Origin of the sequence: Kitasatospora sp. NPDC004723, assembly GCF_040609255.1 — a bacterium.
In the GTDB taxonomy this organism is placed as follows: domain Bacteria; phylum Actinomycetota; class Actinomycetes; order Streptomycetales; family Streptomycetaceae; genus Kitasatospora.
Genome location: NZ_JBEXJT010000018.1, coordinates 66,540 through 86,319, shown reverse-complemented (window position 1 = coordinate 86,319; position 19,780 = coordinate 66,540). Strand labels below are relative to the sequence as shown.

Here is a 19,780-nt window from a genome sequence, read left to right as displayed (position 1 = left end):
CGGCGGGAGGGCGTAGACCGCCCAGACCTGGTAGAGCCCGATCGGCTGGCCGTCGGCTGCACCGGCCGGTTGTCCTGCAGTACTGTTGATGTCCGTTTCCTGCTGCCTCGGAACTGCATGTGAATGCATAGGGTGGACGGCGGCCCCGCAGCGGAGCGGTACGCCAGTGGCGTACCGGAGCCGCCGGAGAGGTAAGAGGTCGTCGATGGGACAGCGACGCGAGAGCGACATCGAGCTGTGGAACCAGCTGGCGGTGCTCGTCGCCGAGGTGGGGACCACCGTGGACCGCAGGCTCACCCGTGAGGCCGGGATCAGCCTCAGCGAGTTCCAGACGCTCAACGCACTGGCCGCCGCGGAGCCCGAGGGGCTGCGCATCCAGCAGCTCGCGGAGGCGCTCGGTCTGAACCAGTCCTCGGCCAGCCGTCTGGTGGGGCGGCTCCAGGGCCAGGGCCTGGTGAGCCGGGGCGTCTCGGAGACCGACCGGCGCGGCGTGCTCGCCCGGATCACCGAGCAGGGCAAGGAGACCGCCCGGGAGGCCCGCGCCCTGTTCGACCGGGAGATGGGCCAGGCACTGGACCTGGCCTCGATCGACGGGCGGACGGCGACCGTGGTCGCCCGGCTGCGCTACACCCCCGGCGAGCGGCCGCCGGCCTCCTGACCGGCCGCGAGGCCCTCGGGCGCGTCCAGGGACGGGCCCGCCTCCAGCTCGAAGGACCAGCAGTCGGTCGGCGGGTAGCCGATCAGCTCGGTGGCCGGGCAGCCGTCGGGCCGTGCCGGTCCCTCCAGCGGGTCCCAGAGCACCACGCGTCCCCACCGGTTGCCCGCCCGGTCCCACAGCCAGCGGCCGGCGCCGTCGCCCTCCGGCGAGGGCTCCTGGCCTTGGCGCAACCGCCCGAGCAGCGACTCGACGGTCTGTGCGGAGTCCGTGAGGTCCCACCAGAGCACCGTGGCGTACCAACTGCGCACGGGCGGCGCGGGCAGCATCTGTGCGACCATGCCATTACCTTCCTTAGCGAACAGTACAAAAAAGGTGGACGACCATGGCCCGAGGAAGACCCCGCACCTTCGACCGTGCGGCCGCGCTCCGGCAGGCCACCATGCTGTTCTGGCAGTACGGCTACGAGGGCACCTCGGTCGCCGAGCTGACGAAGCGGATGGGGATCAACGCGCCGAGCCTGTACTCCGCCTTCGGGGACAAGCGCGCGCTCTTCGACGAGGTCGTCGAGACGTACGGGCAGAGCTTCGGGAGCTTCGTGGCGGTCGCCCTCCAGGAGGAGGCGACCGCCCGCGAGGCCTTCGCCCGGGTCCTGCGCGAGGCGGCCGCCGTCTACACCGATCCCGAGCACCCGGCCGGCTGCCTGGTGATCAGTGCCACCACCAACGTCTCCCCGAAGGACGACGACGTGGCCGACGCGATGCGGGAGCTGCGGCGCTCCAACCTGGACGGCTTCCGGGAACGCGTCGAGACGGACGTCGCGGCCGGGCGCCTCCCCGCGGGGACGGACGCCCACGCGCTGGCCGTCTACTACGCCACCGTCGTCCAGGGGATGTCCCAGCAGGCCAGGGACGGGGCCTCGGCGGCGGACCTGGCGGCGGTCGCCGAGCTGGCGATGGCCTCCTGGCCCGCCGGCTGAGGCCGCACCCGCCGCACCCGCCGCTCCTGCCGCTCGCGCCCCCGCCCGCGGTCAGCCGACGGGGGCGAGGCGGCCGTCGGTGAGGGTGAGGACGGCGTCGGCGGCGGTGAGGGCGGCGTGGTCGTGGGTGACCAGGAGGGTGGTGCGGCCGCGGGTCGCGTCGAGGATGTCGGCGAGGACGGCGGCGGCGGTGTCCGGGTCGAGGCCCTCGGTGGGTTCGTCGAGGACGAGGACGGGCGGGTCGGCGAGCAGGGCGCGGGCCAGCAGCAGGCGCTGGCGCTGGCCGCCGGACACGGTGGCGCCGTCGCCGCCGAGCATGGTCTCCCAGCCGTCGGGGAGGGACTCGATCCAGTCGAGCAGCCGGGCCCGGCGGGCGGCCTCGCGCAGGTCCTCGTCGGCGGCGTCGGGGCGGGCCAGGCGCAGGTTGGCCCGGATCGTGGTGTGGAAGACGTGGGCGTCCTGGGTCACGCCGGTGATCACCCGGCGGACGTCGGCGCCCGCGCAGTCGCGCAGTTCGCGGCCGGCGACCCGGATGCTGCCGCTCTCGTAGGGGACGAACCGCATCAGCGCGGCGATCAGCGTGGACTTGCCGGAGCCGCTGGCGCCGAGCAGGGCGACCCGGCGGCCGGGCGGCAGGCGGAGGCTGACGCCGTCGAGGGCGGCGGGGCCGTCGGGGCGGTGGCGTACCCGCAGGTCGGTGATCTCGACGCCGAGCGGGCCGTCGGTGGGCAGCGGGGCCGGGTCGGCCGGGTCGGTGACCGGGGGCGGGGTGTCCATGAGGTCGGCGAGCCGGCGGGCGGAGGCCCAGACGTCGGCCAGCCGGCGGGCGGCGGCGGGCAGGGCGGCCAGCGCGTCGAAGGAGACCAGGGCGAGCACCGCGAGGACGGTGAGCTGGACGGCGGGCAGCCGGCCGTCGGCGTGGGCGCGCAGGCCGAGCCAGGTGGCGCCGACGGTGGCGGCGCCCTGGAACAGCAGGACCGCGGCGGAGGCGAGCGAGGTGGTGAGCGCCGCGCGGCGCTCCAGGGCGGCGATCCGGGCGGTGGCCTCGGCGGCCCGCCGGTGGGCGCGACCGCGGGCGCCGTACGCGGCGAGGTCGGCGGCGCCCTCGGTCAGGTCGACGGTGAGCGCGGTGAGTTCGGCGCGCGCGGCCTTCTCCGCCCTCCCGGCGCGGCGGGACAGCGCGAGCACCAGGGCGGGCACCAGCAGGCCGGCCACGGCGAGCAGCACCCCGATCAGCAGCCCGGCGGAGGGCAGCAGCACCAGGGTGGTTCCGGTGGCGGTGGCGGCGACCAGACCGGCCGCGGTGACCGGGACGAGGACGCGCAGCAGCAGGTCCTGGGCGGCGTCGACGTCGTCGACCAGCCGGGTCAGCAGGTCGCCGCCGCGGAACGCCGGGGTGCCGGCCGGGGCGAGCGGGACGAGTGCCTCGTACACCCGGGCGCGGAAGCCGGCGACGGCGCGCAGCACGCCGTCGTGGCCGAGCAGCCGGTCGGCGTAGCGCAGGGTGCCGCGGCCGAGGGCGAGGGCGCGCACGGCGACGATGGCGACGGCGACGGCGGAGATCGGCGGCTGCTCGGCGGCGCGGGTGATCAGCCAGGCGGCGGTGGCCATCAGGGCGGCGCCGCTGAGTTCGCTGCCGGCGGCGGCGAGGACGGCGGGCAGCAGCCGGCGCCAGTGCGGGAGCAGGTGGCGCAGCAGCCGGACGGTGGGCCGGTGGGCCGGGGGGTTGGTCATGGGAGGAGCACCACTTCTTCGGCGGCCGGGGCGGGTTCGAGGGCGCCGGCCCGGACGGTGACGATCCGGTCGGCGTGCGGCAGCAGGCTCCTGCGGTGGGCGACCACGATCGCGGTGCGCCCGCGCATCAGCTCGGCGGTGGCCCTGGTCACGGCGGCCTCGCTCTCCGGGTCGAGGTGGGCGGTCGGCTCGTCCAGCAGCAGGATCGGCGCGTCCTTGAGGAACGCGCGGGCCAGGGCGACGCGTTGGCGCTGTCCGGCGGAGAGCCCGGCGCCGTGTTCGCCGAGCAGGGTGTGGTAGCCCTGCGGCAGCGCCTCGGCGAAGCCGTCGGCGCAGGCGGCCCGGGCGGCCGCGCGGACCTCGGCGTCGGTGGCGTCGGGGCGGCCGAGGCGGATGTTGTCGGCGACGGTCGCGGCGAACAGGTGCGGGCGCTGCGGCACCCAGGCGACCTGGGCGAGCCAGTCGTCGGGGTCGAGCGCGGCGAGGTCGGTGCCGTCCACCAGGACCCGGCCGGCGCCGGGGGCGGTGAAGCCGAGGAACAGGGCGAGCAGGGTGGACTTCCCGGCGCCGCTCGGGCCCACCAGGGCGAGGTGCTCGCCGGGGTGGACGGTGAGCGAGACGGCGTCGAGGGCGGGCGCGGCGCGGTCGGGGTGGTGGACGGTGACCCCGTCGAGGCGCAGCCGCGCGCTCCGGGCGTCGGGGACCGGCGCGGCGGCGGTGCGTCCCGCCGCGGGCTCCTCCTCGTCGAGGACGGCGAAGACCCGTTCGGCCACGGTGATGCCCTCGGCGCTGTCGTGAAACGCCGCGCCCGCCGCGCGCAGTGGCAGGTAGGCCTCGGGGGCGAGGAAGAGCACGACCAGGGCGGTGCGCAGGTCCAGTTCGCCGGCCAGCAGCCGCAGGCCGACCGGGACGGCGACCAGGGCGACCGACAGGGTGGCGACGGTCTCCAGGACGAGCGAGGAGAGGAACGCCACCCGCAGCGTGCGCATGGTGGCCCGCCGGTGGGCGTCGGCCATCTCCCGCACCACACCGGTCTGGTGGTGCTCGCGGCCGAACGCGCGCAGCGTCGGCAGTCCGGCGACGACGTCGAGGAAGTGGCCGCCGAGCCGGGCGAGCAGCCGCCACTGCCGGGCGGTGCGGCGGGCGGTGTGCATCCCGACCAGCGCGCCGAACACCGGGATCAGCGGCAGCGTGAGCACGATGATCAGCGCGGAGGTCCAGTCGGCCCACCAGAGCCGGCCGACGACCACGAGCGGGACGACGGCGGTGGCGGCCATGGTGGGCAGGTAGCCGGTGAGGTAGGGGTCGAGGGCGTCGAGGCCGCGGGTGAGCAGGGTGGCCGTCTCGCCGTGCCGGCGGGCGGCCAGCCGGCGTGGGCCGGTCTCCCGGAGCCGGGCGGTGAGGCGGTCGCGCAGGGCGCGTTTGGCCTCGGCGGCGGCGCGCTGGGCGAGGGCGCCGCGGGCCCAGGCGAGCAGGGCGCGCAGGGCGAGGACGGCGGCGAGCGCGGCGAGGGCGGTGGTGTCCGGGCGGTGCCCCGCAAAGCCGTCGGCGAGCAGGCCGGCGAGCAGGCCGGCCTGGCCGACGACGAGTGCGGCGCCCAGCAGGGCGAGCGCGGTGGAGGTGGTCAGGTGGCGGCGCACCACCGGGAGTTCGCGCCGCAGGCGGCGTTCGGCCGGCTTCATCCCGTGCTCCCTCCCGGGGCGGTGCCCGGCGTGCGGTGCGGAGGGCTTCCGCGGCCCGTCCGGGCCGGTCGGGTGGCGGCCGGGCCGCGGAAGCCGGCTGGAAGGCCGCCGGCCGGCAGCGGGGGGCTGCCGGCCGGCGGTGGCGGTGGTCAGAAGTAGCTGGGGTGGCGCAGCCCGGTCCGGCCGCGGAACGCCCACCAGCTCCAGGCCTGGTAGAGGAGGATCAGCGGGAAGATCACCACGCCGAAGCCGATCAGCAGCTTCAGGGTGGCCCCGTCGGCCACGGCGTCGTCGACGGTGATCCCCGCCCCGGACTCGGCGGCCAGCAGGTACGGGTACTGGCCCGCCCCGATCAGCAGCACCGGCAGCGCGGTCGCGACGCAGGTGGCGGTGAAGGCCGGCGCGTCGCGGCCCCGGGTGAGGAACCACCAGCCGGCCGCGACGGCGGCGGCGACGAGCAGGAACAGGACCACCGAGGTGGCGGTCCTGGTCATCGAAGCGCCCACCCCGAACAGCGACAGCAGCAGTCCGAGGGCGCTCGCGGCACCGGCCGCGGCGACCAGGGTGGCGCCCACCCGCCGTGCGGTCACGGCGAGTTCGGGCTCGGAGCGGAGCGCGATGAAGGCCGCGCCGTGACCGGCGAAGAGCAGCGCGACGGCCACCCCGCAGGTCAGCGAGAACGGCGCGAACACCTCGCCGAAGCCGATGTGGAAGGAGCCGTCCGCCCGGCGGGGCACGCCGTGCAGCAGCAGGCCGACCACGATGCCCCAGCACACGGCGGGCACCACGCCGCCGAGCACCACCAGGGCGTTCCACCAGCGCAGCGCCCGGGGGCCGCGGGACCGGCCGCGCAGCTGGACGGCGGCGTTGCCGAGCACCAGGGCGGCCAGGATCGCCACGATCAGCGGGTAGAGGCCGGAGAGCAGGCTGCCCTCCAGGTGCGGGAAGGCGCCGAACATCGCGCCGGCGAAGGCGACCAGCCACACCTCGTTGCCGAGGAAGAACGGGGCGATCGCGTCGAGCGCGGCGTTCCGTTCCGCGGGATCCGGTGCCCGGGCCGGCGCGCCGTCGGGTGCGCCGGCCGGTGCGCCGAGGAACGGGGACAGCATCTGGACGCCGTAGTCGTAGCCGCCGAGCACGAAGTAGCCGGCGAGCAGCAGGCCGAGGAGGGCCAGCCAGAGGGTCTCCAGGCTCATGTAGCCCAACCTTCCGTCACGTCAGGGGAGTGCATCTCGGTGCGGGATCCGTCGCCGGGGTCAGAAGGCCGGGACCGGCTGCTTGTCGTCGGCGCCGCCCGCGTCGGGCAGGTCGTCGCCGAGCGGATCGCCGGCGCCGAGCTGGGCGCCGTCCGGGCCGCGCCGGGCGAAGCGGGTGATCAGCGTCCAGTTGGTCGCCGCGAGGCCGACGAAGATGGCGATGAACAGCGTGCAGGACACCGTCAGGGCTCCGGTGCTGACGTTGGAGAGCGCGTCGTCGACGGTCAACTCGCCGTAGACCAGCCACGGTTGGCGGCCGATCTCGCGCACCACCCAGCCGCCGACGGAGGCGATGAAGGGCAGCGGGATGATCGCGGTCATCAGGTAGGCGAGCCAGCGCTTGCGCACCAGCAGGTCCTTCAGCAGCAGGAAGACGGCGATGAACGTGATGGTCGAGACGGTGTTGCCGAGGATCGACATCAGGTCCATCGAGTTCTTCACCCAGCCTTCCCAGGGCACGTAGTTCCCGGGGCCGTGCTGGGCGACCAGCCTGGCCTGCTCCTCGGCGACGCCGCTGCCCTTGAGGATGGCGGCCTTCATCGGCTGGGTCCGCTCGATCACGGGGACCTGCAGGTTGCCGACGATGATGACGAAGAACGAGGAGAGCATGCTCACCCAGACGCCCAGCCGCAGCGAGCTGCGGAACAGCTCGGTCTCCCGGGTGCCCTTGGCGAAGTGCCAGGCGCTGATGCCGGCGACGAAGATGCCGCCGGTGGTGAGCGCGGCGAGCGCGATGTGGCCGAGCGCGACCAGGGCGTTGGCGTTGGTGATCAGCGCGACGAAGTCGGTCAGGTAGGCGGCGCCGTCGCGCACCTCGTAGCCGACCGGGTGCTGCAGGAAGCCGTTGGCGACCAGGATCCAGAACGCCGAGGCGTACGCGGTGAGGGCGACCAGCCAGATCAGCGCCACGTGCACGCTGCGGCGCATCCGGCCCCAGCCGAAGATCCACATGCCGAGGAAGGTGGACTCGGCGAAGAAGGCGATCAGCGTCTCCAGGGCCAGCGGGGCGCCGAAGACGTTGCCGGCGAACTTGCTCAGTCCGCTCCAGCTGAGTCCGAACTGGAACTCCATGACGAGGCCGGTGACGATGCCGACCGCGTAGTTGATGACGTACAGCTGGCCCCAGAAGCGGGTCATGCGTTCGCGCACCGCGCGGGTGGCGGGGTCGCGGGTGTACGCGGCCCGGGTGTGCATGAACGCCACCATGGGGACCAGCCCCATGGTGAGGATGACGAAGAGCCAGTGCACGCTGGTGGTGGCCGCGAACTGGAGTCGGGCCAGATCCGCAGCGCTCATGATGCGACCTTCCTGGGGGGCGGTTGGCCTCCGGGTCGGCGGACGGATGAGGGGGCGGGGGAGCGGGAGGGAAGGGGAGGGAGTGGACGGGTTCCTCGCCTCGCGTGTGCGGGTGACGGGCATCGCTGCCCGCCACCCGCTGCGACGAACCCCACCGATGACGTTAGGCGGGATTGCTTATGCGTTCCAAGACCGGTTTTGCTATGTGCCGATAGCCCGTCAGGCATGAGCAGAGGTGAACCGTGGATTTGCTGCAACTGCGTCACTTCCGGACCGTCGCCCGTTTTGAGCACATCAGCCGCGCCGCCGAGGAGCTGAACGTCGCCCAGCCCTCGCTCAGCCGCACCATCGCCAGGCTGGAGGCCGAGCTGGGCACCCCGCTCTTCGACCGGCAGGGCCGGCGGATCCGGCTCAACGAGTACGGCGCGGTGTTCCTGCGCCACGTCGACCGCGCGCTGAGCGAGCTCGACGACGGCCGCCGGGCGCTGCGGGAGGCCCGGGAGACCGGGCTCGGCCGGGTCGGCGTCGCCTCCGAGACGCTGCTGACCGTCACCCATCTGATGGGCGGCTTCCGGGCCGCCTACCCGGGCGCCGAGGTGCGGCTCTTCCAGTCCACCGTGGCGGAGATGGACCGTCAGCTGCGCGCCGGGGAGGTCGACTTCTGCGTGGCCTCGCAACCGCTGACCGGCCCGGACCTGGAGTCCGTCGAACTGCTCCGCGAGGAGGTGCTGCTGGCCGTCCCGCGCGGGCACTGGCTGGACGGCCGGGAGAGCGTGACCATCGCCGAGATCGCCGACGAGCCGTTCGTCACCACCCGGCGGGGCCACTGGCAACGCGCCCTGCTGGAGCGGCTGTTCGCGACCGAGGGGATCACCCCGAGGCTGTCCTGCGAGGGCGACGAGCCGGGGGCCAGCCAGGACATGATCAGCACCGGCCTGGGCATCGGCCTGATCCCGGCGATGTCCCGGCTGGCCGGCACCGACACCCACGTGCCGGTCGCCTGGGTGCACGTGGAGGCCCCGAACTGCTACCGGGTGCTCACCCTGGTCTGGAACCGGGAGGCCTACCAGTCCGAGGCGGCCCGCCGGTTCCGGGAGTTCACCGTCAGCAGGCCGCTCATGACGCACCGGCGGCCGGATCCGAGGATGCTCCGGGCGCGGACCTGACGGCGCGGGCCCCGGTGATCGATCCTGGCGTGCGCCAGGGTCCTTTGCTACGCTCGAACGCGCTGCCGTGTTCCTGGCCCAGGGCTTCGCGTGTCCGAACGGCCGGTAAGAGATGGCGGGTTGGCGGGAGCGACGTGCTCCGCGCCGACCACCGGCGGCGCCGTCCTTCCTCCCTTTCGTCACGTGACCGGTGCCCTGTTCCGGCGCGCCCTCGCGCGCGCCCGGGCGCCACCGAGGAGTCCCGTCATGCCCAAGATCACCTACGTCGCCGTCGACACGACGGAGCGCACCGTCGACGTACCGGCCGGCACCAGCGTCATGCGCGGCGCCGTCTTCAACGACGTCGACGGCATCGTCGCCCAGTGCGGCGGCAACCTCCAGTGCGCCACCTGCCACGTCTACGTCGACGAGTCGACGCTCGACAAGCCGGAGCCGATCCGGTCCGACGAGAACGACATGCTGGACTTCACCGCCTGCCCGCGCCGCCCCAACAGCCGGCTCAGCTGCCAGCTCACGGTGACCGAGGCGCTGGACGGCCTGATCGTGCACCTGCCCGAGCGGCAGAAGTGATGGCCTTTGCGACGGGCCCCTCGCCGGAGCGCCCCGCGCTCGGCCACCCCTCGTCGGTCGTCATCGTCGGAGCCGGCCAGGGGGGCTACCAGACGGCCGCCTCGCTGCGTGAGCACGGCTTCGGGGGAAGACTGGTCCTCATCGACGCGGAGGACGAACTCCCCTACGAGAGACCCCCGTTGTCGAAGGCCTACCTCAAGGGGGAGGTGGACGAGTCCCAGCTGTGGCTGCGGCCGGTGAGCTACTACGCGCGCCAGTCGATCGAACTGGTCGCGGGCTCGGTGACGGCGGTCGACCCGGCCGCCCGCACGGTCCGCCTCGCCGACGGCTCGGTGTTCGGCTACGGCCACCTGGTGCTGGCCACCGGGGCCACCGCGCGCACGCTCGGCGTGCCGGGGTCCGGGCTGCGCGGGGTGCACACGCTGCGCACCGCCCAGGACGCCGCCGCCCTGCGGTCCTCGCTCGGCGCGGCCCGGCGGGTGGTGGTGGTCGGCGCCGGATTCATCGGGCTGGAGTTCGCCGCCGCCGCCCGGCGGGCGGGCTGCGAGGTGACGGTGGTCGAGGCCCTCGACCGTCCGCTGGCCCGGGTGCTCTCCGCGCGCACCGCCGAGCACTTCACCCGGCTGCACCGGCGCGAGGGCAGCCGGCTGCTGTTCGGCCAGGGGGTGGCCGCGCTGCACGGCGACGACCTGGGCCGGGTCGCCTCGGTGGAACTGGCCGACGGCAGCCGGCTGCCGGCCGATCTGGTGCTGGCCGGGATCGGGGTGATCCCGCGCACCGGCCTGGCGGCGGCGGCCGGCCTGCGGGTGAGCGGCGGCATCGCCGTCGACTCCTCCCTGCTGACCAGCGACCCGCACATCTCCGCGATCGGCGACTGCGCGGCGTTCCCGCAGGTGCGCTCGGGCAACCGGCTGCGGCTGGAGTCGGTGCAGAACGCCGTCGGCCACGCCGAGGCGGTGGCCGCGCGACTGACCGGCACCGGCCGCGGCTACGCCGAACTGCCGTGGTTCTGGAGCGACCAGTTCGCGACCACCGTGCAGATCGCCGGCCTGGACGAGGGGCACGACACCGAGGTGGTGCTCGGCGAGGACCCCGACGCGTTCTCGGTACTGCTGTTCCGCGGCGGTGAGCTGCAGGCGGTGGAGTCGGTCAACCGGCCGACCGACCACCTGGCGGCGCGACAGCTCCTTGACCGGGGCATGGTGCTGAATCCGGCCGATGCCACCGCCCCCGGCTTCACCCTCCGCGGCCACCTCACGAGCCACCGCGGCGGCTCCGCCGTGCCGGTCGGCTGACCGGCCAGAGCCCCTCCGCGCACTCCGGCGCCCGTCCCGAACCCCGGGGCGGGCGCTGTTCAACGGAATACCGGATTCCGAGAACATTGGCCCCACGCCTTTCAAAGGTGAGGTCGCAGAACAAACGTTTTTTTATCGCCGGACGGTTTTCGGCCACCCCCGGACGGCGTTGCGGCGATCGAACCTTCACAGTTAGTTCATAGGTCGCTGTTGCGGAAGCATCTGCCGGTGAGGCAGGATTCAACAAGATCGCTTGCTTGCTCATTCACTCGTCCGAATAACAAACAGGGGATACGACTGTGCCTGAATCCGCCGGCCCGCAGGGATTCGCCGACGAGACCGAGCTGCGCCGCCTCAACCGGGCCACCGTCGAGCGGTACATGCGCACCCTCGGGCAGGACCGGCTGCGCCGTCACGAGCTCTTCACCGAGGACGGCGTCGGCGGCCTCTGGACCACCGACACCGGCTCCCCGGTCGCCACGCACGGCCGGGACCGCCTGGGTGAGCACGCCGTCTGGTCGCTGAAGTGCTTCCCGGACTGGGAGTGGTACAACGTCGAGATCTTCGAGACCCAGGACCCGAACCGCTTCTGGGTCGAGTGCGACGGCCGCGGGAAGATCCTCTTCGGCGACTACCCGGACGGTTACTACGAGAATCACTTCCTCCACTCGTTCGAATTGGAGAACGGGCGGATCAAGCTGCAGCGCGAGTTCATGAACCCGTTCCAGCAGCTGCGCGCGCTCGGAATCCCGGTGCCGGAGATCAAGCGCACCGGAATACCCACCTGACAATTCAAGAAATCCACCGCCGGATCGGAGTACGTCGTGGAAGACGTCATACGGGAGATTCGTATCCGCGGGGCGTTGCATCAACCCGAATGGAGCGACCTCCTCCAGGTCAGCCGGGTGGGCGAGGCGCTGGCCTCGCGTCCCGCCCTGGTCCAGCCCGACGAGCTGGCCACCTTGCGCACCCTCCTGGGAAAAGTGGCGACCGGCGAAGCGCTGGTGCTGCAGTCCGGGGACTGCGCCGAGGATCCGCAGGAATGTACACGTCAACATGTGGCGCGTAAGTCGGCGCTGCTCGATCTGCTCGCCGGGACGCTCGGATTGCGCACCGGAAAGCCGGTCGTCCGCGCGGGCCGCATCGCCGGACAGTTCGCCAAGCCCCGCTCCAAGCCCACCGAGGTCGTCGAGGGGATCGAACTCCCGGTCTTCCGTGGGCACATGGTGAACGGACCGGAGCCGGACGCGGAGTCCCGCCGGCCCGACCCGCTGCGCATCCTCACCGGCTACATGGCCGCCGGTGACATCGTCGAGCACCTCGGCTGGCGCGACCGCGCGGCCGGCCGCGACGTGGTCGAGCCCCTGGTGTGGACCAGCCACGAGGCGCTGCTGCTCGACTACGAGACGCCGATGCTGCGCGTCGACGACAAGGGCCGGCTGTTCCTCGGCTCGACCCACTGGCCGTGGATCGGCGAACGCACCCGCCAGGTCGAGGGCGCCCACGTCGCCCTGCTGTCCCAGGTGGCCAACCCGGTGGCCTGCAAGGTCGGCCCCGGCATGGAGCCCGACGAACTCCTCGCCCTGTGCGAGAAGCTCGACCCGTGGCGCGACCCCGGCCGCCTCACCCTGATCGCCCGGATGGGCGCCGAGGCCGTCGCGGACCGGCTGCCGAAGCTCGTCGACGCCGTCCGCGGCGCCGGCCACCCGGTGGTGTGGCTCAGCGACCCGGTGCACGGCAACACCTTCACGGCCCCCGGTGGCCTCAAGACCCGCCTGGTGGGGACCATCGCCCTGGAGGTCGCCCGGTTCGTCGAGGCCGTGCGCGGCTCGGGCGGCGTCGCCGGCGGTCTGCACCTGGAGACCACCCCGGACGACGTCACCGAGTGCGCGTCCACCGAGGCCGACCTCGACTCCGTCGGCGAGCGCTACACGACCTGCTGCGACCCCCGCCTCAACCCGGCCCAGGCCGTCTCCGTGGTGTCCGCCTGGACCGCCTGACCCGTCCGTCCCGGCACGGCACCACGTCACCCCATCGAGCTCCACCGCCCCGCTCTGCGCGCGCCCCCTCACAGACCCTCGCATCACGCAAAGAACCGGAGCCATGACCGGCATACCCCCCATTCCGTCCTACCCGTTACCGGCCGAGGGCGACCTGCCGCCGGCCGTCGTGTCCTGGACCGCCGAGCCGCACCGCGCGGTCCTGCTCGTCCACGACATGCAGCGGTACTTCCTCGACCCGCTCCCCGACGACCCGCGCACCGAACTGGTGCGCAACGCGGCCCGGCTGCGCGACCGCTGCGCCGCCCTGGGCGTCCCGGTCGCCTACACCGCCCAGCCGGGCGGCATGACCGACGAGGAGCGCGGACTCCTCAAGGACTTCTGGGGCCCCGGCATGCGCCCCGCCCCGGAGGACCGCCAGGTGGTGGACGCCCTGGCGCCCGCCGAGCACGACTGGCTGCTCACCAAGTGGCGCTACAGCGCCTTCTTCCGCACCGACCTGCTCCAGCGGATGCGCGACGCCGGCCGCGACCAGCTCGTGCTCTGCGGCGTCTACGCCCACGTGGGCGTGCTGGCCACCGCCGTCGAGGCCTTCACCAACGACATCCAGGTGTTCTTCGTCGCCGACGCCACCGCCGACTTCTCGGCGGAGTACCACCGCTCGGCGCTCACCTATGCCGCCGAGCGCTGCGCCCGCGTCACCACCGTCAAGGGGCTGTTCGCATGACGCACAGCCCGCACAGCCCGCACAGCCCGCACGGCCGGGGCGCCGAGCACGGCGCTCCGGACCTGCTCCGCGAGGTGCTGGAGGGTCGTCCGGAGGCCTTCGCCCTGCTGCACCGGCCGGGCACCGCCGCCGAGGGCGGCCCGGTGGTGGAGGTGCTGACCGGCTCGGTCGCCCTGCCCGCCGTGCTCGCCGACATCCCGCTGCCCGCGGCCCCGGAGCCCGGCGCCGGGGAGCGGCACGAGGTGCTCGTGGTGGTCCCCTACCGGCAGCTCGCCGAGCGCGGCTTCGCAGCCGCCGACGACGGGACGCCGCTGGTGGCGATGACCGTCACCGGCCAGCAGCGGGTGCCGCTGGCGGACGCGCTGGTCCGCCTCCCGGACGTGCCGACCACGCTCGCCGGCGGCGCGTTCGACGTCGGCGACGAGGCGTACGGCGAGGTGGTGAGCCGCATCGTCGAGGAGATGATCGGCACCGGCGAGGGCGCCAACTTCGTCATCCGGCGCACCTTCGTCGCCGACATCACCGACTACGGGCCGCTCAGCGCGCCCGCGCTGTTCCGCCGGCTGCTGGAGCGGGAGTCCGGGGCCTACTGGACCTTCCTGGTCCACACCGGCACCCGCACCCTGGTCGGCGCCTCCCCGGAGCGGCACGTCAGCCTCCGCGGCGGCACCGCGGTGATGAACCCGATCAGCGGCACCTACCGCTACCCGGCGTCCGGCCCGACCCTCTCGGGGGTGCTGGAGTTCCTCAGCGACCGCAAGGAGACCGACGAGCTCTACATGGTGCTCGACGAGGAGCTCAAGATGATGTCCCGGATCTGCGGGACGGGCGGGCGGGTGGTCGGCCCGTACCTCAAGGAGATGGCCCGGGTCGCGCACACCGAGTACCTCATCGAGGGCCGTACCGACCGCGACGTGCGGGACGTCCTGCGCGAAACGATGTTCGCCCCCACCGTGACGGGCAGCCCGGTGGAGAGCGCCTGCCGGATCATCCACCGCTACGAACGGGGCGGCCGCGGCTACTACAGCGGCGTCGTCGCGCTGATCGGGCGGGACGCGGCGGGGGAGCGGGTGATGGACTCCGCGATCCTCATCCGGACCGCGGACATCACCCCGCGGGGGCGGATCGGCATCGGCGTGGGCGCCACCATCGTGCGGCACTCCGACCCGGCCTCGGAGGCGGCGGAGACCAGGGCCAAGGCGGCCGGCCTGGTCGCCGCGCTCGACGGCGGTGCGAAAAAACGTTTCGCCGACCATCCGAGCGTGCTCCGAGCCCTGGAGTCGCGCAACGACTCGATCGCCGGCTTCTGGCTCGCCGACACCGAGGACCGCGCCTCGGCCCGGCCCGAACTCGCCGGGCGCAGCGTCCTGGTGGTCGACGCCGAGGACACCTTCACCTCGATGATCGACCAGGAGCTGCGTTCCCTGGGCCTGCGCGTCACGGTCCGCCGGTTCGACGAGGAGTACTCCTTCGAGGGCCACGACCTGGTGGTGATGGGGCCCGGGCCGGGCGACCCGCAGGAGGCCGCGCATCCCAAGATGCGCCATCTGCGCGGCGCGATCGACACGCTGCTGGCGGAGCGCCGGCCGTTCCTCGCGGTCTGCCTCAGCCACCAGGTGCTCGGGCTGCGGCTCGGGCTGCCGATCCGCCGCCGGACGGTGCCCAACCAGGGGGTGCAGAAGGAGATCGACCTCTTCGGCACCGTCGAACGGGTCGGCTTCTACAACACCTTCGCCCTGCTGAGCGCGGCGGAGGAGTTCCCCGCCCATGGCGTCGGCCGGGTCCGGGTCAGCCGTGACCCGGCGACCGGGGAGGTCCACGCGCTGCGCGGGCCCGGCTTCGCCTCGCTCCAGTTCCACCCCGAGTCCGTCCTCACCCGGGAGGGGCCGCGGATCGTGGCCACCGCCCTGTCCGGACTGCTCGGCCCGGCGAGGGTCCCCGACCCCGCCTGATCCGCCCGGGACCGCCGGGCCGGCGCATCACCCCCCCGTGCGCGCCGGCCCGGCTCCACGCTGCCCGGTTCCACCCGTGACCGGCTCAACCCGTGACCGGCTCAACCCATGGCCGGCTCCACGCTGCCCGGTTTCACCCTGCCTGCCGCGCCCGCTCTGCACGGCCGCCGCGGCGGTGCCCCCGCGTTCCCAATGACGAGTGGGAGGACCCATGCACCAGTACGTCGTCGTCGACGCCTTCGCGCGCCGGCCGCTCACCGGCAACCCGGTGGCGGTCTTCTTCGGGGCCGACGACCTGTCCGCCGACCAGATGCAGCGCATCGCCCGGGAGATGAACCTCTCCGAGACCACCTTCGTCCTCGCCCCCCGGGAGGGCGGGGACCACCATGTGCGGATCTTCACCCCGGTGAACGAACTCCCCTTCGCCGGACACCCGTTGCTCGGCACCGCGATCGCCCTGGGCGACCGCACCGAGGCCGGAACGCTGCGGATCGAGACCGCGATGGGCGTCATCCCGTTCGAGCTGGAGCGGGAGGGCGGCCGGACCGTCGCGACCAGCATGCGCCAGCCGGTGCCGGTCTGGGAGCCGTTCGACCGGGCCGAGGAACTGCTCTGGGCGCTGGGGGTGAGCGGCTCGACGCTCCCGGTGGAGATCTACCGCAACGGCCCGCGGCACGTCCTGGTCGGCTTCGAGAGCGTCGAGGCGCTGTCCAAGGTGGACCCGGACCACCGGGCGCTGGCCCGGTTCCCGGACATGGCCACCAACTGCATCGCCGGTGCCGGGACCGTCTGGCGCAACCGGATGTTCTCGCCCGCGTACGGGGTGGTGGAGGACGCCGCGACCGGCTCCGCCGCCGGTCCGATCGCCATCCACCTGGCCCGGCACGGTCTCGGTGCCTACGGGCAGCGCATCGAGATCACCCAGGGCGTCGAGATCGGCCGCCCCTCGCCGATGGGCGCCCTGGTGCACGGCGAGGGGGACCGCGTCGACAGCGTCGAGGTCTCGGGCCACGGCGTCATCACCATCGAAGGAGTCCTGCATGTCTGACCTGTCGAGGCGTTCCGAGTCGCTGACCGGGACGGTCGTCGTCGACTTCCCGGAGTTCCGCACCCCGCCGGCCGAGCCGATGGGCCTGCTGAACTCCTGGCTGGCCGCCGCGGCCGGGCACGGGGTGCGGGAGCCGCGCGCCCTCGCGCTGGCCACCGCCGACGCCCGGGGCCGCAGTTCGTCCCGGATCCTGGTGATCAACCGGATCACCGAGCGGGGGATCGTCTTCGCCACCCACGCCGGCAGCCAGAAGGGCCGGGAGCTGGCGGAGAACCCCTGGGCCTCCGGCGTCCTGTACTGGCGGGAGACCAGCCAGCAGGTGATCCTGGCCGGGCCGGTGCGGCAGCTGCCGGACACCACCGCCGAGGAACTGTGGGCCGCCCGGGCGGTGTTCACCCACCCGATGACCACCGTCTCGCAGCAGAGCCGGCCGGTGGAGGACCTCGAGCACTTCGAGGAGATCCGGGCCAAGGCGCTGGAGCTCGGCCGCCCGCGGCAGCCGCTGCCCCGCCCCGCGTCCTACACCGCATTCGAACTGGTGCCCGACGTCGTGGAGTTCTGGGCCGACGGCACCGACCGGCTGCACGAGCGGCTGCGCTACGACCGCACCGCCGACGGCTGGGGGATCAGCCGGCTCCAGCCGTGACCCCCGCGCGGAGCACCCTCCGCGCCGACCCCGCCCACCGCCCCGGAGATGTCATGACCTCGCCACAGATCTTCACCGACCGGCACGACCTGCGCGCCCGCAACCGGCGGGCCGTCGAGCAGTACCTGGAGACCGGCCCCGAGGCCCGGCTGCGCCGGTACACCCTCTACACCGAGGACGGCACCGCCGCCCTCTTCTACACCGACATCGGCCGGCCCATCGTGGTCACCGGCCGGGAGAAGCTGAAGCGCCACAACGAGCTCTCCCTCGAGGTCCTGCCCGACTGGCAGTGGTCCGACGTCCGGCTCTACGAGACCCAGGACCCGGACCTCATCATGGTCGAGTGCGACGGCGAGGGGACGATCCGGTTCCCCGGCTATCCCGAGGGCCGCTACCGCAACCACTTCATCCACGGCTTCACGCTGCGCGACGGCCTGATCGCCGCCAGCCGCGAGTACACCAACCCGATCGAGCACATGAAGTCGCTCGGCATCGAGACCCCGCACATCCGGCGGGACTGGATTCCCACCGACTGACCGGCCGGCCAAGGGAATCCGGGTGTCGCACGCACGCACCAAGGAGATTCGATGGAGTTCCACTCGTGTCCCAGGAACCACGGACGGGCGATCCCCGCCGCCGCCGGTTCCGTCCTCTGCGCCCCGTGCATCGGACAGCTGGAACGCACCCTGCGGGCGCTCCCGGAGCTGCACCGGGAGTGCCTGCACCACATCCAGTCGGAGCCCCGGCGGCGCAACCCCACCAGGGTCTCCGGGACCCGCCGCCGGGACCGGCTGAACCTGGCGGCGATCGACGCCCGCAACAACATCGTGGCGATCCTGGAGTCCTGGTCGGGATTCGCCGCCGAGCGGCTGGGCACCGAGCGGCTGGGCAGCGAGCGCCTCGGCGCCCAGCCGCCCGGCGCCGCCACGGGGATCCGCTCCGTGCCGCACCTGGCGCGGTTCCTCGGCCGTCACCTGGACTGGCTCACCGCGCAGCCGCCGGCCGCCGAGTTCGCCGACGAGATCGAGGAGCTGCGGGTCGAACTGCTCAACGCGATCGACCCCGAGGCCGCCGACCGCCCCGCGCCGTCCACCAGGGACTGCGTGGTGGACGGCTGCCCGGGGACGATCGACACCTCACCGCAGCAGCACACCGGGGGACGGAGCAGCATCGGCTGCTCGTCCGGACACTCATGGGGGATACGCGAATGGCTCACGCTACGGCATCTCATGGACCAGCGGCGAGAGGCGGCGGTCTGAGCCGTCCGCCCCGCCACCGGCTGGTGCCGACGAACGTCGCCGCGCTCGCCGCGGGCGTCTCGGAGGCGACCATCCGCAAGTGGGTCAGCCGGGGGAAGATCACCCGGTACGGGACGCCGGGCCGCTCGGAGTTCGACATCGAGGAGCTCACCGCGATCGCCCTGCGCCGCCGGCCCGGGCAGCTGAGCAGCTGAACACCGGGGCACCGGGGCACCTGAGCACCTGAGCACCTGAGCACCGACAACCCCGCGGATCCGCTGCCGGGCGGGCGGCAACACCGCCCGTCAACGGATCCGCGGGTGCTCCGTGTCGGGACCAGACGCGCCGTCAGCGCCGCTCGTAGCGGCGCTTGTGCCCGCTGATCCCCGCCAGCCGGAACGGTCCGGTGGTCTGCTCCGGGGTCGGATGGTCGCCGCCGTCCGTCGGCAGGGACCGCAGGTGCAGCTCGCGGTAGCGGTCGTAGCCGATCGGCCGGCGCCGCTCGACCGCCGCCCGGTGCTCCGCCGTGCGCAGGTGCGCCCGGTAGCCCGGCACGACCGTCCCGGCGAAGAACTCCGCGACGCTGCCCGAGCCGTAGCTGAGGAAGCCCACCGAACGCCCGTCGAGCTCCTCCGCCTGGTCGAGCAGCGCGGCCAGGCCCAGGTACACCGAGGCGGTGTAGCTGTTGCCGATCACCTCGTTGTACGCGGTGGTCAGCCCCAGCGCCTCCTGGACGGCCGTCTCGTCGGTGTCGTACCCGGCGGAGTTCAGCAGGTGGCGGTGCGCCTTGTAGGCCATTCTGGTGAACGGCTGGTGGTAGCAGAAGGCGCTGAAGTCCTCCAGCGGCCGGCCGCCCTGCTCGGCGTAGTCCTTCCAGGTGCCCTGCACGGCCTGGAGGTAGGCGCCGATCGACTCCTGGCCGTCGACCAGCGCGGCGTCCCGGTAGTTCGGCCGCCAGAAGTCCATGACGTCCGCGGTGAACAGGCCCGAGGGCGGCTCGATCCGCACCAGCGCCGGGTCCGCGGTGACCAGCATGGCCACCGCGGCGGCGCCCTGGGTGGCCTCGCCGGGGCTGTCCAGGTCGTACTTGGAGACGTCGCTCGCCACCACCAGGACCTTCTGGGAGGGGTCGCGGTGGATCAGGCCGAGGGCGAACTGCAGGGCGGCGGTGGCGCCGTAGCAGGCCTGCTTGAGCTCGACGACCCGGGTCGCCGACGGCAGCCCGAGCAGCGAGTGGACGTACACCCCGGCGGCCTTCGCCTGGTCGATCGAGGACTCGGTGGCGAACACCAGGGTGCGGACCCCGTCCGCGCCGTGCCGGGCGACGATCGGGGCGGCGGCCGCGGCGCCCAGGGTGACGATGTCCTCGTCGGCGGCCGGCACGCTCATCGACCGCTGGCCGATGCCCACGTGGTACTTGCCGACCGGTGTGCCGTTGTGCTCGGCGAGCGCCGTGTGCGGCAGCACGAACTCGGTGGTGGCGAACGAGAGGTCGTGGATGCCGACCGCGGTGGCGGTGGTACTCGTGGACACGCG

At 73.5% G+C, this 19,780-nt stretch carries 20 protein-coding genes; 14 read left to right on the top strand and 6 right to left on the bottom strand.

Annotated features, from left to right (window positions below; all coding sequences use genetic code 11):
- Nucleotides 1–205: 205 nt before the first annotated feature.
- On the top strand, nt 206–658 hold the full coding sequence (locus ABZW10_RS19445) for a MarR family transcriptional regulator (RefSeq protein WP_355366972.1): 453 nt from the start codon (nt 206–208) through the stop codon (nt 656–658).
- Here ABZW10_RS19445 and ABZW10_RS19440 read toward each other — a convergent pair.
- Complete coding sequence (locus tag ABZW10_RS19440) at nt 625–996, bottom strand: hypothetical protein (RefSeq protein ID WP_355366969.1); 372 nt, start codon at nt 994–996, stop codon at nt 625–627. The two genes, ABZW10_RS19445 and ABZW10_RS19440, sit on opposite strands and share 34 nt — an antisense overlap.
- Before the next feature lie 44 nt (nt 997–1,040).
- On the opposite strand from ABZW10_RS19440, the gene ABZW10_RS19435 reads away from it, so the two are divergent.
- Nucleotides 1,041–1,634 (top strand): TetR/AcrR family transcriptional regulator, encoded by a 594-nt coding sequence (locus ABZW10_RS19435; protein WP_355366966.1) that lies wholly within the window; start codon nt 1,041–1,043, stop codon nt 1,632–1,634.
- Nucleotides 1,635–1,685: 51 nt separating this feature from the next.
- On the opposite strand, the gene cydC is transcribed toward ABZW10_RS19435, so the two are convergent.
- From cydC to ABZW10_RS19415, 4 genes are all read right to left on the bottom strand, one after another.
- Nucleotides 1,686–3,368: a thiol reductant ABC exporter subunit CydC gene (cydC, locus tag ABZW10_RS19430; protein ID WP_355366963.1), complete on the bottom strand. Its 1,683-nt coding sequence runs from the start codon at nt 3,366–3,368 to the stop codon at nt 1,686–1,688.
- On the bottom strand, nt 3,365–5,050 hold the full coding sequence (gene cydD / locus ABZW10_RS19425; RefSeq protein ID WP_355366960.1) for a thiol reductant ABC exporter subunit CydD: 1,686 nt from the start codon (nt 5,048–5,050) through the stop codon (nt 3,365–3,367). The genes cydC and cydD overlap by 4 nt, the downstream gene beginning before the upstream one ends.
- A 149-nt stretch (nt 5,051–5,199) precedes the next feature.
- The gene (cydB, locus tag ABZW10_RS19420; RefSeq protein WP_355366957.1) at nt 5,200–6,246 is read right to left on the bottom strand and encodes a cytochrome d ubiquinol oxidase subunit II; all 1,047 of its coding nucleotides are present in this window, start codon (nt 6,244–6,246) and stop codon (nt 5,200–5,202) included.
- A 60-nt stretch (nt 6,247–6,306) separates the two neighbouring features.
- Entirely contained in the window at nt 6,307–7,602 is a 1,296-nt protein-coding gene (locus tag ABZW10_RS19415; protein WP_355366954.1) for a cytochrome ubiquinol oxidase subunit I, read from the bottom strand.
- A 242-nt stretch (nt 7,603–7,844) separates the two neighbouring features.
- Here ABZW10_RS19415 and ABZW10_RS19410 point away from each other — a divergent pair, with 242 nt between their 5' ends.
- The 12 genes from ABZW10_RS19410 to ABZW10_RS19355 all read left to right on the top strand — a co-directional run bounded on the left by ABZW10_RS19410 (nt 7,845) and on the right by ABZW10_RS19355 (nt 18,459).
- Nucleotides 7,845–8,768, top strand: coding sequence for a LysR substrate-binding domain-containing protein (locus ABZW10_RS19410; protein WP_355366951.1), 924 nt, complete (start codon nt 7,845–7,847; stop codon nt 8,766–8,768).
- 246 nt (nt 8,769–9,014) lie between these two features.
- The gene (locus ABZW10_RS19405; protein WP_355366948.1) at nt 9,015–9,338 is read left to right on the top strand and encodes a 2Fe-2S iron-sulfur cluster-binding protein; all 324 of its coding nucleotides are present in this window, start codon (nt 9,015–9,017) and stop codon (nt 9,336–9,338) included.
- Complete coding sequence (locus ABZW10_RS19400) at nt 9,338–10,633, top strand: FAD/NAD(P)-binding oxidoreductase (protein WP_355366946.1); 1,296 nt, start codon at nt 9,338–9,340, stop codon at nt 10,631–10,633. Before ABZW10_RS19405 ends, ABZW10_RS19400 begins: the two co-directional genes overlap by 1 nt.
- 299 nt (nt 10,634–10,932) lie before the next feature.
- Nucleotides 10,933–11,421, top strand: a complete 489-nt coding sequence (locus tag ABZW10_RS19395) for a PhzA/PhzB family protein (RefSeq protein ID WP_355366944.1) — start codon at nt 10,933–10,935, stop codon at nt 11,419–11,421.
- Between the two features lie 36 nt (nt 11,422–11,457).
- Nucleotides 11,458–12,633 carry a 3-deoxy-7-phosphoheptulonate synthase gene (locus tag ABZW10_RS19390; protein ID WP_355366942.1) on the top strand — a complete coding sequence of 392 codons (1,176 nt, stop codon included), beginning with the start codon at nt 11,458–11,460 and terminating at the stop codon, nt 12,631–12,633.
- Nucleotides 12,634–12,736: 103 nt separating this feature from the next.
- Complete coding sequence (locus ABZW10_RS19385; RefSeq protein WP_355366939.1) at nt 12,737–13,360, top strand: isochorismatase family protein; 624 nt, start codon at nt 12,737–12,739, stop codon at nt 13,358–13,360.
- Complete coding sequence (locus ABZW10_RS19380; protein ID WP_355366936.1) at nt 13,357–15,312, top strand: anthranilate synthase family protein; 1,956 nt, start codon at nt 13,357–13,359, stop codon at nt 15,310–15,312. The genes ABZW10_RS19385 and ABZW10_RS19380 overlap by 4 nt, the downstream gene beginning before the upstream one ends.
- Before the next feature lie 211 nt (nt 15,313–15,523).
- The gene (locus tag ABZW10_RS19375) at nt 15,524–16,360 is read left to right on the top strand and encodes a PhzF family phenazine biosynthesis isomerase (protein ID WP_355366933.1); all 837 of its coding nucleotides are present in this window, start codon (nt 15,524–15,526) and stop codon (nt 16,358–16,360) included.
- Nucleotides 16,353–17,006: a phenazine biosynthesis FMN-dependent oxidase PhzG gene (gene phzG, locus ABZW10_RS19370; RefSeq protein ID WP_355366930.1), complete on the top strand. Its 654-nt coding sequence runs from the start codon at nt 16,353–16,355 to the stop codon at nt 17,004–17,006. Before ABZW10_RS19375 ends, phzG begins: the two co-directional genes overlap by 8 nt.
- A gap of 53 nt (nt 17,007–17,059) precedes the next feature.
- Nucleotides 17,060–17,542 (top strand): PhzA/PhzB family protein, encoded by a 483-nt coding sequence (locus ABZW10_RS19365; RefSeq protein WP_355366927.1) that lies wholly within the window; start codon nt 17,060–17,062, stop codon nt 17,540–17,542.
- 51 nt (nt 17,543–17,593) lie between these two features.
- The gene (locus ABZW10_RS19360; protein WP_355366924.1) at nt 17,594–18,265 is read left to right on the top strand and encodes a hypothetical protein; all 672 of its coding nucleotides are present in this window, start codon (nt 17,594–17,596) and stop codon (nt 18,263–18,265) included.
- A complete protein-coding gene (locus ABZW10_RS19355; RefSeq protein WP_355367116.1) occupies nt 18,262–18,459 on the top strand; it encodes a hypothetical protein in 198 nt (65 codons plus the stop codon). The genes ABZW10_RS19360 and ABZW10_RS19355 overlap by 4 nt, the downstream gene beginning before the upstream one ends.
- A gap of 133 nt (nt 18,460–18,592) precedes the next feature.
- Here ABZW10_RS19355 and ABZW10_RS19350 read toward each other — a convergent pair whose 3' ends face one another.
- Nucleotides 18,593–19,777 (bottom strand): hydroxymethylglutaryl-CoA synthase, encoded by a 1,185-nt coding sequence (locus tag ABZW10_RS19350; RefSeq protein WP_355366922.1) that lies wholly within the window; start codon nt 19,775–19,777, stop codon nt 18,593–18,595.
- Between the last annotated feature and the right edge of the window lie 3 nt (nt 19,778–19,780).